At 65.4% G+C, this 12,178-nt stretch carries 11 protein-coding genes; 7 read left to right on the top strand and 4 right to left on the bottom strand.

The window, feature by feature from the left end; genetic code table 11:
• Window positions 1-103: 103 nt before the first annotated feature.
• The 3 genes from ACTJI5_RS13690 to ACTJI5_RS13700 all read right to left on the bottom strand — a co-directional run bounded on the left by ACTJI5_RS13690 (window position 104) and on the right by ACTJI5_RS13700 (window position 2,307).
• Complete coding sequence (locus ACTJI5_RS13690) at window positions 104-1,282, bottom strand: PQQ-dependent sugar dehydrogenase (protein ID WP_440860705.1); 1,179 nt, start codon at window positions 1,280-1,282, stop codon at window positions 104-106.
• Between the two features lie 162 nt (window positions 1,283-1,444).
• Window positions 1,445-2,080, bottom strand: a complete 636-nt coding sequence (locus tag ACTJI5_RS13695; protein WP_440860706.1) for a sigma-70 family RNA polymerase sigma factor — start codon at window positions 2,078-2,080, stop codon at window positions 1,445-1,447.
• On the bottom strand, window positions 2,080-2,307 hold the full coding sequence (locus tag ACTJI5_RS13700) for a NepR family anti-sigma factor (protein ID WP_058537370.1): 228 nt from the start codon (window positions 2,305-2,307) through the stop codon (window positions 2,080-2,082). Before ACTJI5_RS13700 ends, ACTJI5_RS13695 begins: the two co-directional genes overlap by 1 nt.
• 292 nt (window positions 2,308-2,599) lie before the next feature.
• On the opposite strand from ACTJI5_RS13700, the gene ACTJI5_RS13705 reads away from it, so the two are divergent.
• On the top strand, window positions 2,600-3,154 hold the full coding sequence (locus tag ACTJI5_RS13705) for a sigma-70 family RNA polymerase sigma factor (RefSeq protein ID WP_082639700.1): 555 nt from the start codon (window positions 2,600-2,602) through the stop codon (window positions 3,152-3,154).
• Window positions 3,155-3,293: 139 nt separating this feature from the next.
• Here the strand turns inward: ACTJI5_RS13705 and ACTJI5_RS13710 are convergent, their stop codons facing one another.
• Complete coding sequence (locus ACTJI5_RS13710) at window positions 3,294-4,088, bottom strand: response regulator (RefSeq protein WP_058537368.1); 795 nt, start codon at window positions 4,086-4,088, stop codon at window positions 3,294-3,296.
• A gap of 207 nt (window positions 4,089-4,295) precedes the next feature.
• Here ACTJI5_RS13710 and ACTJI5_RS13715 point away from each other — a divergent pair, with 207 nt between their 5' ends.
• From ACTJI5_RS13715 to ACTJI5_RS13740, 6 genes are all read left to right on the top strand, one after another.
• Window positions 4,296-5,843, top strand: coding sequence for a sensor histidine kinase (locus tag ACTJI5_RS13715; RefSeq protein ID WP_440860707.1), 1,548 nt, complete (start codon window positions 4,296-4,298; stop codon window positions 5,841-5,843).
• A gap of 50 nt (window positions 5,844-5,893) precedes the next feature.
• Complete coding sequence (locus ACTJI5_RS13720) at window positions 5,894-7,132, top strand: putative DNA modification/repair radical SAM protein (RefSeq protein WP_440860708.1); 1,239 nt, start codon at window positions 5,894-5,896, stop codon at window positions 7,130-7,132.
• Window positions 7,129-8,556, top strand: coding sequence for a UdgX family uracil-DNA binding protein (locus ACTJI5_RS13725; protein WP_440860709.1), 1,428 nt, complete (start codon window positions 7,129-7,131; stop codon window positions 8,554-8,556). The genes ACTJI5_RS13720 and ACTJI5_RS13725 overlap by 4 nt, the downstream gene beginning before the upstream one ends.
• On the top strand, window positions 8,556-9,569 hold the full coding sequence (locus ACTJI5_RS13730) for a ligase-associated DNA damage response exonuclease (protein WP_440860710.1): 1,014 nt from the start codon (window positions 8,556-8,558) through the stop codon (window positions 9,567-9,569). The genes ACTJI5_RS13725 and ACTJI5_RS13730 overlap by 1 nt, the downstream gene beginning before the upstream one ends.
• Window positions 9,566-11,227 (top strand): cisplatin damage response ATP-dependent DNA ligase, encoded by a 1,662-nt coding sequence (locus tag ACTJI5_RS13735; RefSeq protein ID WP_440860711.1) that lies wholly within the window; start codon window positions 9,566-9,568, stop codon window positions 11,225-11,227. Before ACTJI5_RS13730 ends, ACTJI5_RS13735 begins: the two co-directional genes overlap by 4 nt.
• Window positions 11,228-11,445: 218 nt before the next feature.
• A complete protein-coding gene (locus tag ACTJI5_RS13740; RefSeq protein WP_310255196.1) occupies window positions 11,446-12,060 on the top strand; it encodes a superoxide dismutase in 615 nt (204 codons plus the stop codon).
• Window positions 12,061-12,178 lie beyond the last annotated feature (118 nt).

Here is a 12,178-nt window from a genome sequence, read left to right on the forward strand (position 1 = left end):
TCCCCGGCGAAAGGCGCCCGGAGGCGCGTGACTCCGGGCGCGGTCCAGAAACATCGCGCAATCTATCATGGGCCCCGGCTTGCGCCGGGGAACAGAAAGGACGCTATTTCTTCGGAACCAGCCTCACCAGCTTGCCGTCCTCACCGTCGGTGAGCAGCCAGATCGTGCCGTCGTCGCGCACCTCGACTTCGCGGATGCGCTGGCCGAAGTCCCAGCGGTCGGACTTGTGGAGTTTATCGCCGTCGACGGCCATGCGGATCAGCCCTTCGCCCGACAGCGCGCCCATCAAGAGGCTGTTCTTCCAGCCGCGATAGAGGTCGCCGTCATACCAGACGAGCCCGGCGGGCGAGACCGACGGGTTCCACCAGAGTTTGGGCGCGGCGAATTCGGGGCGCGTCGGATGATCGGGAATATCCTTGCCGTCATAATGGTCGCCGTTCGACACGATCGGATAGCCGTAGTTCGCCTTCGCCTCGACCAGATTGACCTCGTCGCCGCCCTTCGGTCCCATTTCCTGGTTCCACAGCTTGCCGGTGCCGTCGAAGGCGAGGCCGAGGATATTGCGGTGGCCGAGCGACCAGATCTGCGCGGTGACGCCGCCCTCGCTGGCGAACGGGTTATCCGCGGGGACGCTGCCGTCGGCGTTGAGGCGCAGGATCTTGCCGAGGTTGCCCGTCATGTCCTGCGCGGGCGTGAACTTCTGGCGCTCGCCCGATCCGATGAAGAGATATCTGCCGTCGGGCGAGAAGAGAAGGCGGTGTGAATAATGGCCCTGGCCGGTGACCTTGGGGTTCTGTTTCCAGATGATCTGGAGCCCCTCGAGCGCAGGAGCGACGCCCTGTTTGAGCTTCGCCTTGCCGACGACCGCGCCATAGGTCTTGCCGGGACCGGGTTCGACCCAGCTCAAATAGATCGTGCCGCTGGTCGCAAAGTCGGGCGCGACGATCACGTCGCCGAAGCCGCCCTGACCGCCATAGGCGACCGCTGGGACACCCGCGACGTCGAGCGTCGGGCCGCTTTCCTGCCAGAGTTTCAATTTGCCCGATCGCTCGGTGATCAGCGCCGCGCGCGTGCCGGGGACGAAGGTCATCGCCCAGGGTTCGTTGAAGCTCGCGATTTCCTTGACCGTGAAGGGCGCGTCGGCGAGCGGCGTCGCGGGCTGCGCGCCCGATGCGTCGAGTTTGGCAGTGTCGGCGGGCGCCGCTTCGGTCGATGCGGGAGCGGCCGAGCAGGCGGCGACGGCCAGCGCGGAAATCAAGGCAAGATGCGGCAGGTTTTTCATCGAAAGGGGCTCGCTTTGCTGGGGAAGGACGCGTCGTTCTGACGCGACGGCTGCCGGTTGTCGAGAGGTACGAGTATATCGTCGCCCCCGCGAAGGCGGGGGCCGCCGTCGGCCTTGCGCTATGTAGCCAGCGGCCCCCGCCTTCGCGGGGGCGACGGGGAACTAGCGGTTCGCCGCCTCGCGCCGCGCGGTGATCGTCTCGACGCTGTCCATGATCGCATCGACCGCTTCGCTCGACGGCGGCGCGTCGGCGCGCTTCTGCGAAAACTGGCCGCTGTTCATGATCTCTTCAAGCGCCGCGCGCGCGCGCGAGACGCGGCTTTTCATCGTACCGAGCGCGCAGTCGCAGATGCTGGCGGCTTCCTCGTAGGACAGTCCGCCGGCGCCGACGAGGATCAGCGCCTCGCGCTGGTCCTGCGGCAATTCCATGAGCCCGCGCTGGAGGTCGGCCATCTCGCCGCTGTCTTCCTGGCTGGCGGGGGTCGACATCGTGCGCTCGACCGCGGTCTCGTCATATTCGCCGACAAATTTGTTGCGGCGCATCTGCGACAGAAAGGTGTTGCGCAGGATGACGAAGGTCCACGCCTTGATCGAGGTGCCGCGTTCGAACCGCTCGCGCGACGCCCACGCCTTGACCATCGTGTCCTGCGTCAGATCGTCGGCGAGGTCGGGGTTGCCCGACAGGCTGCGGCCATAGGCGCGCAGGTGGGGGATGACACCGGCAAGCAGCGTCTTGAATTCGCTGTCGGACAGGGTTTCGGCCTGCGGCTGCGAAGCAGCGGCGGTGGGTCCGGTCATTATTGCTTCGGGCTTTTCTGATCGAGCTGAGAAAGAAGGTCGAGCATATTGTCGGGCAGCTTTTCGGCGACGACATTGCCATAGATCATGCGCAGCTTCGCGCTCACCGGCTCGGGCGCCTGCCGCCCGGTCAAGGTGCGATGCCACTGGTCGCCAGTCGTGCCGGGAAAGCTTCCCGGCGTGCGACGTGCATCGGCGCCGGGGGGGAGGGGGCCCTTGCCGTTCATCCTGTTGTTGCCTTGCGTAGCCATGCCGGAGCAACGACGAAAACGGCCGGGGGTTCCCCGCTTGCTGGTTTTTTCGACGAACGGTGTTGCGATAAAAGCACAATGTCAGGCCCGGCCGGCGTCGGTTACTGCCTCTTTGGGTGCGCTTTTGGTTCCCATAAGGGATTCAACCCGCTAAGCCCCTGGTCCATTCAGCGGTGCTTCAGGGCGCCCAAGCGATCAGGATTGTGTGACTAGCGACGAAACGCCTCAGCCGCTCGACGATGCCAGCTTCAAGCGTGAACTCGCGGCGATGTTGCCGCATCTGCGCGCATTCGGGCGCAGCCTGACGGGTAACGCCGACCTTGCCGATGACCTGGTGCAGGAAACGATGCTGAAGGCGTGGAAGGCGCGCGCCCAATATGTGCCGGGGCCCGCCAGCATGAAGAGCTGGGCGTTCGTCATCCTGCGCAATTGTTTCCTGTCGCAGATGCGGCGCAAGAAATTTACCGCCGAATATGACGAGCTCGCCGCCGAGCGGTTGCTCGTCGCGCCCGACGATCAGGACGACAGCCTGCACCTGGCCGACGTGCAGCGCGCGCTGATGATGCTGCCGGTCGACCAGCGCGAGGCGCTCGTGCTGATCGGGGCCGGGCAATTATCCTATGAGGAAGGTGCGGCGATCTGCGGCTGCGCGGTGGGCACGATGAAGAGCCGCGTATCGCGCGGCCGTACCGCGCTGCAAGCGATATTGGAGAGCGGCGAAATGCCGCGGCGCAGTACCGACGTCATGCCATCGAGCGAGGCGTTTCGCACGATCATGGACAATGTCGATCAGCTGACCGCGAACGGTCCCGCCGGCGATTGACGAAAATTGCCGTCATTCCCGCGAAGGCGGGAATCCCGCTCCTTGTGCCGCGTCTGGTAGGACGGCTACCCGTATCGCAGGCAGGATAAAGCGGGATTCCCGCCTTCGCGGGAATGACGAATTGGGAGAAATGGGGCCTTTACGCCGCGAGCTGCGGGGTGAAGAGCAGGCTCTGGCTGATCGCCGCGCGCACGGTGTTTTCGCGGAACGGCTTTGAAATCAGGAAGGTCGGCTCGACGCGGCCGCCCGTGAGCAATTTTTCGGGAAAGGCGGTGATGAAGATCGCCGGGACCGGCGCGATCGCCAAAATGTCCTGCACTGCGTCGATCCCCGACGATCCGTCGGCAAGCTGGATATCGGCGAGAACGAGGCCTGCGTCGGTCCGTTCGAACGCGGCGACCGCATCCTCATGCGTCGTCGCGATGCCCGCGACGCGGTGGCCGAGATCGCGCACGATCTGTTCGAGCTCCATCGCGATCAGCGGCTCGTCTTCGATGATCAGCACCGAGGTTTGCGATTCGCGGTCGAGTTCGCCGACCGCATCGGCGAGCAGCGTTTCGACCGTCGGCCCGTCGGTTCCGGTGATCAGCCCGGCCTCCTCGACCGAAAAGCCCTCGAGCGCGGTGAGCAACAGGATCTGCCGGCCGAGCGGCGTGATCTGGACGAGGCGCCGATGCGCGGCGCGGACGAGCGGGTGCTCGCCCTCATCGCTGTCTTCGCCCTCGTCGATATAGGCGCTTTCCCAGATGCGGTGAAAATTGCGGTAAAGGTCGATCCGGGTGCCGTCGCCGCTGTGGAATTCGTCGGGGGCAGCGACGATGACTTCGAGCGTCGTGTGGACGAAATTGTCGCCATGCTGCTGGCTGCCCGTCAACGCGCGCGCGTAGCGGCGCAGGAAAGGCAGGTGCCCGCGAAGTTCCTCACCCAATGTCATCAAAATTGCTCCCTCTTGTGACCAGTCATACGCCTCCCGGCGCGGGTCGGTTCCGCCTGGCGGCGTAAAGAGCGACGCCGGCCGTTGCAACTTGTCGCGCCCCAATGCGTAGAGTCAGCCGGGACGCGATGAAAATGCGGCGTAAGTAAGTGGAATATCACCGCTTTCCTGTATCGCCGCAAGCACGCTTTTGTAGGGACCATTTTCATGGCAGAGCGGCGCCCCGAGGATATGAGCGATGCGGGGCCATCAGCATCGCAGGGCAGCGAGGGACGAGGTTTGGCGGACGGGGGAGACGAAGCTGCAGCACGCGCCGAAAGGCTGCGTCTCGACACGCTTCGCGAATATCGCATCATGGACACTCCGCCCGAACAGGCGTTCGATCGTGTGACGAAAATGGTCGCCGACCTGTATGGCGTGCCGATCGCGCTGGTCTCGCTGGTCGACGATTGCCGCCAATGGTTCAAGTCGGCCTATGGCCTCGATACCCCCGAAACGCCGCGCGAGTGGAGCTTTTGCCAATATGTCATCGCCGACGACCGGCCGGTGATGGTGACCGACGTGCTGGGCGATCCGCGCTTTCGCGACAATCCGCTGGTGACCGGCGAACCGCACATCCGCTTCTATGCCGGGGTGCCGCTGCGCGCTTATAACGGCGCGATCCTGGGCAGCCTTTGCGTGATCGACCGCGATGAGCGCAAAGCGCTCACCGATATCGAGCTCGAACGGCTCGAGGATTTCGCCGGGATCATCATGGCCGAAGCCGACCTGCGCCGGATCGGCGCCGAGCGCGACGAGGCGCGCCGCACGCTCGAACGCGCGCTCGATTTTTCGGGAATCGCGTCGTGGCAATATGATCCGCGGACCGACCGGCTGCGCACGCAGGGCGCCGGCGCCGAACTATGGGGTTCCGAATTCCAGGCGATGCTGGCGACCGGCAACGGATTTTTCGACCTGGTGCATCCCGACGACCGCGCCGCGTTGCGCGAGATATTGAAGGAAGCGATCGCAAACGGCACGCCCTATGCGGCCGAATATCGCGTCCTCAATCCCGAGCGCGGGCTGCGCTGGAATGCCGTGCGCGGCGACTGGGACGTGCGGGCGGACGATGCGATGCTGACCGGGGTGAGCATCGACATCACCGAACAGAAAAGCCGGCAGGAAAATGCCAATCTGCTGATGCGCGAACTGCACCACCGGATGCGCAACCTGTTCGCGACGGTCAGCGCGATCATCTCGTTGACCCGCCACGCCGCGCGTGACGTCGACGATTATGTCGAACGGATCAGCAGCCGGCTCGACGCGCTCAACCGCGCACAGAATGTGCTGCTCGGCGCCAATTTCATGACCGGGTCGATGCACGCGCTGATGCGCGAGGTCGAGGCGGCCTTTCCGCGCATCCGCTGGTCGGGCCCCGACCTGCTGCTGCCCGAAAATGCGCTGGTCGCGATGGCGCTGGTGTTCAACGAACTCGCGACCAATGCGGTCAAGCATGGCGCACTGATGAACGACGGAGGACGCGTCGAGATCCACTGGTCGCAGGACCCGGAAGACAACGAGTCGCGGATGTTTCGCCTGACCTGGACCGAAACCGGAACGCAGGGGTTGGTCGGGCCGCCCGACCGTACCAGTTTCGGCACGTTGCTGATGGAACGCAGCGTGCGCAACAATCTGGGCGGCTCGATCGCGCGCCACTGGGAGCCGACCGGGCTGGTGGTCGACATCGCGCTGCCCGCAAAGTGGCGCGAGGCCTAAACGCGCCGAACCGATTTGTTCTCTCTATGTTCCCATGCTAGACCTGGGACATGTCCGCTAAACCGATTCTGGAAAAGCTGGCCGTGCTGGCCGATGCGGCGAAATATGACGCGTCGTGCGCGTCGTCAGGGACGGTAAAGCGCGACTCTGTCGCGAGCAAGGGCATCGGGTCGACCGAGGGCATGGGCATCTGCCACAGCTATGCTCCCGATGGCCGATGCATTTCGCTGCTCAAGATCTTGCTGACCAACTTCTGCATTTACGACTGCCGTTTTTGCATCAACCGCGCGTCGAGCAATGTCGAGCGCGCGCGTTTCAGTCCGCAGGAGGTCGTGCGGCTGACGCTCGATTTCTACAAGCGCAACTATATCGAGGGACTGTTCCTCTCGTCGGGGATCATCCGTTCAGAAGATTATACGATGGAGCAGCTTGTCGAAGTCGCGCGTATCTTGCGCGAGGAACATCGCTTTCAGGGGTATATCCATCTGAAGACGATCGCGGGCGCCGATCCCGGATTGATCGCGCTCGCGGGACTCTACGCCGACCGGCTGTCGACCAATGTCGAATTGCCGACGGAGGCGGGCCTGTTGAGCTTCGCGCCCGAGAAAAAGCCCGAGACGATCCGCAAGACGATGGCATCGGTGCGCGTCGGCGCCGAGGCGGCGAAGAGCCGGCTGATCGGCAAGGCGACGCCGCCGCGCTTCGCGCCCGCCGGGCAATCGACGCAGATGATCGTCGGCGCCGATGCGGCGCGCGACGACGATATTTTGAAGACCGCGACGAACCTCTATTCGGGCTATCAGCTCCGCCGCGTCTATTATTCGGCGTACAGCCCGATCCCCGATGCGAGCAGCGACCTGCCGCCGGTGCGTCCGCCGTTGATGCGCGAGCACCGCTTATACCAGGCCGACTGGCTGCTGCGTTTTTATGGCTTCGAGCGCGCCGAGATCATGGAGGGTGCGAGCGGCGGCATGCTCGACCTCGCGATCGATCCCAAGCTCGCGTGGGCGCTGATGCGGCGCGAGGCGTTTCCGGTCGACATCAACCGCGCGCCGCGCGAGCTGCTGCTGCGCGTGCCGGGGCTCGGGACGCGCGCGGTCGACCGGATCGTTGCGGCGCGGCGGCTGGGCAAGCTCAGGCTCGGCGACCTCGCGAAGCTGACCGCGTCGGTGAAGAAAGTTCTGCCCTTCATCGTCACCCTCGACTGGCGGCCGGGGAAGCTGACCGACAGCGCCGACCTCCGCGCGCGTTTTGCGCCGCCGCCCGAGCAATTGGCGTTGGCGCTGTGAGGGAGGTCATTCTCGCCGAGCCCGGCGATTTTGCCGAATGGCGGAGTGCGGCGAGAAGTCTGCTCGCGGGCGGCGTGGCGCCCGAGGATGTGAGCTGGCGTGGCGGCGACGAAGGCGCATCGCTGTTCGGCGACGCGGTGGTGGCAGCGCCCGCGGGCGCGGTGTCGCTGCCGCGCGAATTGCTCGAAATCGCCGAGCGCGTGATCTGCCACCGCGACCCGGAAGTTCCGGCGCGGCTTTATCGCATCGTCTGGCGCGCGGCGCGCGACCGGCAATTGCTCGCGCGGACGACCGATGCCGAGGTCGACTGGTTACGAAAGGCCGACAAGGCGATCCGCCGCGACGTCCACAAGATGCATGCGTTCGTGCGCTTCCGGCGGCTCGGCGAGGAGGCGGGGCGCGAGAGCTTCGCGGCGTGGTTCGAACCGACGCACCGCATCCTGCGGCTCACCGCGCCTTTTTTCCAGCGCCGCTTCTATGGCATGGACTGGGCGATCGTGACGCCCGATGCGCGCGCGATCTGGCAGGACGAAACGCTGAGCTACGGCCCCGGCGGGACGAAGGACGAGGTGCCCGACAGCGATGTGGTCGAGGATCAGTGGCGCACCTATTATGGCGCGATCTTCAACCCCGCGCGGGTGAAGATCGACGCGATGCGCGCCGAAATGCCCAGGAAATATTGGAAGAACCTTCCCGAGGCGCAGGATATCGCGCCGCTGCTCGCGGGCGCCGGGGCACGGGTGGAACGCATGCGCGAAGCGGCCGTTTCTCTCGCTAACCCTCTGACCGACAAATGGCGGACGCGCGTGCCCGACGAATTGGCCCTCGATGATGATGTGAAGACGCTGAGTGACGTCGCGCGCGCGGTTGATCGCTGCACGCGCTGCCCGCTCTATTGCAACGCGACGCAAGGCGTGGCGGGCGAGGGGCCGAAGGATGCACGCATCATGCTCGTCGGCGAGCAGCCGGGCGATCAGGAGGATTTGCAGGGGCGGCCGTTTGTAGGACCCGCGGGGCAAGTGTTGAACGAGGTGCTGGAGGAGGCGGGGCTCGACCGCGCGCGGCTGTTCCTGACCAACGCGGTCAAGCATTTCAAGTTCGAGCCGCGCGGCAAGCGCCGCCTGCACCAGAATCCGACGACGGGCGAGATCGACGTCTGCCGCTGGTGGCTCGACAAGGAGCGGCAGTTCGTCCAGCCCGACCTGATCGTGACCTTGGGCGCGAGCGCGCTGCGCGGGGTGACCGGCAAGAGCGCGAGCATCAAGTCGATGCGCGGCGCGGTGCATGCGCTGGAAGGGGGAAGCAAGCTGATCGCGACGATCCATCCCTCGTTCCTGCTACGCCTGCCCGACCGCGAGCGCGCAGCGGAGGAACGCGCGGCGCTCGTCGCCGACCTGATCCGCGCGCGGAAACTCGCCGCCTGATGGCGAAGGCCAAATCCTGGATCGAGCCGCATCCGGGCGGCATCTATGTAAAGCCCGCCGACCTGTGGATCGACCCGTCGCGCCCCGTCGAGCGCGCCGCCGTGACGCATGGCCATGCCGATCATGCGCGAAGCGGCCATGGCGCGGTGTTCGCCACGCCCGAGACGCTGGCGATTATGGCGCTGCGATACGGCGTCGATGTCGAGGCGAGCCATAATCAGGCGTATGAATATGGCGACGGGTTCGAGAGCGGGGGAGTGCAGTTCAGCTTTCATCCGGCGGGGCATGTGCTCGGCAGCGCGCAGATCTTGATGGAGTATGCAGGCGAGCGGATCGTTGTGACCGGCGATTACAAGCGCCGCCCCGACCCGACCTGCACGTCGTTCGAGGTTGTGCCCTGCGATATCTTCATCACCGAGGCGACCTTTGGCCTGCCGGTGTTCCGCCACCCGCCGACCGCCGATGAGATCGCCAAGCTGATCGGCGCGGTGCGCGCCGAGCCCGATCGCTCGGTGCTCGTCGGCGCCTATGCGCTCGGCAAGGCGCAGCGCGTGATCGCCGAACTGCGCGGTGCCGGGTGGGACGCGCCGATCTATATCCACGGTGCGCTTGAGAAGATGTGCGAGCTCTATGCGGTGCATGGCGTCGATCTTGGCGAGCTCCGGCTCGTTTCCGAAACCGACAAGGCCGAGATGGCGGGGCAGATCGTCCTCGCGCCGCCCTCGGCGCTGAATGATCGCTGGTCGCGGCGGCTGCCCGATCCGGTGACCGCGATGGCCTCGGGCTGGATGCGCGTACGCCAGCGCGCGCGGCAGCGGATGGTCGAACTGCCGCTGGTGATTTCGGATCATGCCGACTGGGACGAACTGACGACGACGATATCGGAGGTGAACCCAAAGGAGAGCTGGATCACGCACGGCAGCGAGGACGGGCTGCTGCGCTGGTGCGAGCTGCATCAACGCAAGGCGCGCGCGCTGCACCTCGTCGGCCGCGATCTGGAGGAGGAGGTGTGAAGCGCTTCGCGGCCCTGATCGACCGGCTGATCTACACGCGCTCGCGCAATACGAAGCTCGCGCTGATTGTCGATTATCTGCGCCATACGCCCGATCCCGACCGCGGGTGGGCAATCGCGGCGCTGACCGAGAGCCTAGATTTCCCGGCGGTGAAAGCGGGGACGGTGCGGACGTTGCTGGCGACCCGCGTCGACGAGGAATTGTTTCGGCTGTCGCGGCACTTCGTCGGCGATACGGCGGAAACCGCGGCGCTGCTGTGGCCGGAGCCCTTGTCTCCCTCCCCTTTAGGGGAGGGTCGGGGTGGGGCATGTCAGGCCGGGATAACCTCGACAGGCCCCACCCCAACCCCTCCCCTGAAGGGGAGGGGCTTAACGGTTAGCGAAGCTGTCGACGCCCTCTCCGCCGCCACCCGCAGCGATGCGCCTGCGGTCGTCGCCTCGCTCCTCGACCGCCTCGACGCCGACGGGCGCTATGCGCTGCTGAAACTGGCCTTGGGCGGGATGCGCGTCGGGGTGTCGGCGCGGCTTGCGAAACAGGCGTTCGCGCAGGCGTTCGACGTGCCCGTCGACGATGTCGAGGAGCTGTGGCACGCGATCCCGCCGCCCTATGCGCCGCTGTTTGCGTGGGGCGAGGGACGGGCGGAGCGGCCCGACCTTGCCGACGTCGCCTTCTTCCGTCCTTTCATGCTCGCGCATCCATTGGAAGAAGAAAGCGTCGACCTCGCCGACTATGCCGCCGAATGGAAATGGGACGGCATCCGCGTCCAGATCGTGCGCGGTGGCAGGGGGGGCGGCGGTGAGACGCGGATCTATAGCCGCGGCGGCGAGGAGATCAGCGGCGCGTTCCCCGAGCTCGTCGCGGCATTCGATCAGGATGCGGTGATCGACGGTGAATTGCTCGTGCGCGGCGAGGTGCAGGGCGGCGAAGCCGCGAGCTTCAACGCGCTGCAACAGCGGCTCGGGCGAAAGACCGTCTCGAAGAAGATGCTCGCCGATTATCCGGCGTTCGTGCGCGTGTACGATCTGCTTGCGGTCGACGGCAACGATCTGCGCGGGCTGCCGTGGACCGAACGGCGGCGGCAGCTCGAAGCGTTCGTCCCGGGGCTCGCCGACAGCCATTTCGACCTGTCGCAAGTAATCGATGCCGCCGATTTCGGCGACCTCGCCGAGCGCCGCGCGGGCGCGCGCGATGCGGCGATCGAGGGGGTGATGCTCAAGCGCCGCGACGCCCCTTACGTGGCGGGGCGCCGCGCGGGGCTCTGGTATAAATGGAAGCGCGATCCGCTTACCGCCGATTGCGTGATGATGTACGCCCAAAGGGGCAATGGACGCCGCGCGAGCTTCTATTCGGACTATACCTTCGGTTGCTGGTCCGACGCGGGCGAATTGCTGCCCGTCGGCAAGGCCTATTCGGGGTTCACCGACGAGGAATTGAAGTGGCTCGACAAGTTCGTGCGCGACAACACGCTGAACCGCTTCGGCCCGGTGCGCGAGGTCGAAAAATCACTGGTGTTGGAAGTCGCCTTCGATTCGATCCACGCGTCCAAGCGCCACAAGTCGGGGCTCGCGATGCGCTTTCCGCGTATTTCGCGCATCCGCCGCGACAAGCCCGCCGAAGAGGCCGACCGGATCGCGACGTTGCAGGCAATGGTGACGTAATTCTCCCCTCCCTTTTAGGGAGGGGGTGTTGCGAGGCACGTGACTCGCAGCACGGGTGGGTAGGCGGCCAAGGAAGAACGCCTGCGGCGACCCACCCCTAACCCCTCCCTAAAAGGGAGGGGAACAATAGGAAAATTTGCGGTCACAGGGTTGCAACCCGCGGCCGCGATACCGAGTTTAAGGCCGCAAACCCCCTCGATAATAAAATGGAGACTGCCATGACGATCGCCCATCCTCCCCTGCCGTACGCCCAGGACGCGCTCGAGCCGCATATCTCGGCCGACACGCTGGCGACGCACCATGGCAAGCATCACAAAGCCTATGTCGACAAGACCAACGCCGCGATCGAAGGCACCGACCTCGCGTCGAAGCCGCTCGAAGAAATCGTCCACCACGCCGAAGGATCGGGCAACAAGGGCCTGTTCAACAATGCCGCGCAGGCGTGGAACCACGCTTTCTATTGGGAAAGCCTGAGCCCGTCGAAGACCGCGCCGAAGGATGATCTGCTCGCCGCGATCGAACGCGATTTCGGTTCGCTCGATGACCTGAAAAAGAAGCTCAAGGAAACCGCGGTCAACCATTTCGCGTCGGGCTGGGCGTGGCTCGTCTCGCGCGACGGCACGCTGTCGGTCACCGACACGCACGATGCGGGCACCGAGCTGGTTGCGGGCATCAAGCCTTTGCTCGTGATCGACGTGTGGGAGCATGCCTATTATATCGACCGCAAGAACCTGCGTCCGGCCTATGTCGATGCGGTGGTCGACGACCTGCTCAACTGGGATTTCGCGGCGGAGAATTTCGCGCGCGATACGACCTGGACCTATCCGGCGTAAGCTTGTGATCCTCCCTGTCGCGAAGCGATGGGGAGGTGGCAGCCCGCAGGGCTGACGGAGGGGCAATGACGCACCGTCGCTGCCCCTCCACCACCTTCGGTGGTCCCCCTCCCCATCG

The organism is Sphingopyxis sp. 22461 (assembly GCF_052044915.1).
Lineage (GTDB): Bacteria > Pseudomonadota > Alphaproteobacteria > Sphingomonadales > Sphingomonadaceae > Sphingopyxis.

Bases quoted from the DNA above. Each gene is read 5' to 3' on its own strand.
- ACTJI5_RS13715 (WP_440860707.1), top strand. From the start codon at position 4,296: ATGGCAGAGCGGCGCCCCGAGGATATGAGCGATGCGGGGCCATCAGCA.
- ACTJI5_RS13690 (WP_440860705.1), bottom strand. From the start codon at position 1,282: ATGAAAAACCTGCCGCATCTTGCCTTGATTTCCGCGCTGGCCGTCGCC.
- ACTJI5_RS13695 (WP_440860706.1), bottom strand. From the start codon at position 2,080: ATGACCGGACCCACCGCCGCTGCTTCGCAGCCGCAGGCCGAAACCCTG.
- ACTJI5_RS13710 (WP_058537368.1), bottom strand. From the start codon at position 4,088: ATGACATTGGGTGAGGAACTTCGCGGGCACCTGCCTTTCCTGCGCCGC.
- ACTJI5_RS13730 (WP_440860710.1), top strand. From the start codon at position 8,556: ATGGCGAAGGCCAAATCCTGGATCGAGCCGCATCCGGGCGGCATCTAT.
- ACTJI5_RS13700 (WP_058537370.1), bottom strand. From the start codon at position 2,307: ATGAACGGCAAGGGCCCCCTCCCCCCCGGCGCCGATGCACGTCGCACG.
- ACTJI5_RS13720 (WP_440860708.1), top strand. From the start codon at position 5,894: ATGTCCGCTAAACCGATTCTGGAAAAGCTGGCCGTGCTGGCCGATGCG.
- ACTJI5_RS13740 (WP_310255196.1), top strand. From the start codon at position 11,446: ATGACGATCGCCCATCCTCCCCTGCCGTACGCCCAGGACGCGCTCGAG.
- ACTJI5_RS13705 (WP_082639700.1), top strand. From the start codon at position 2,600: ATGTTGCCGCATCTGCGCGCATTCGGGCGCAGCCTGACGGGTAACGCC.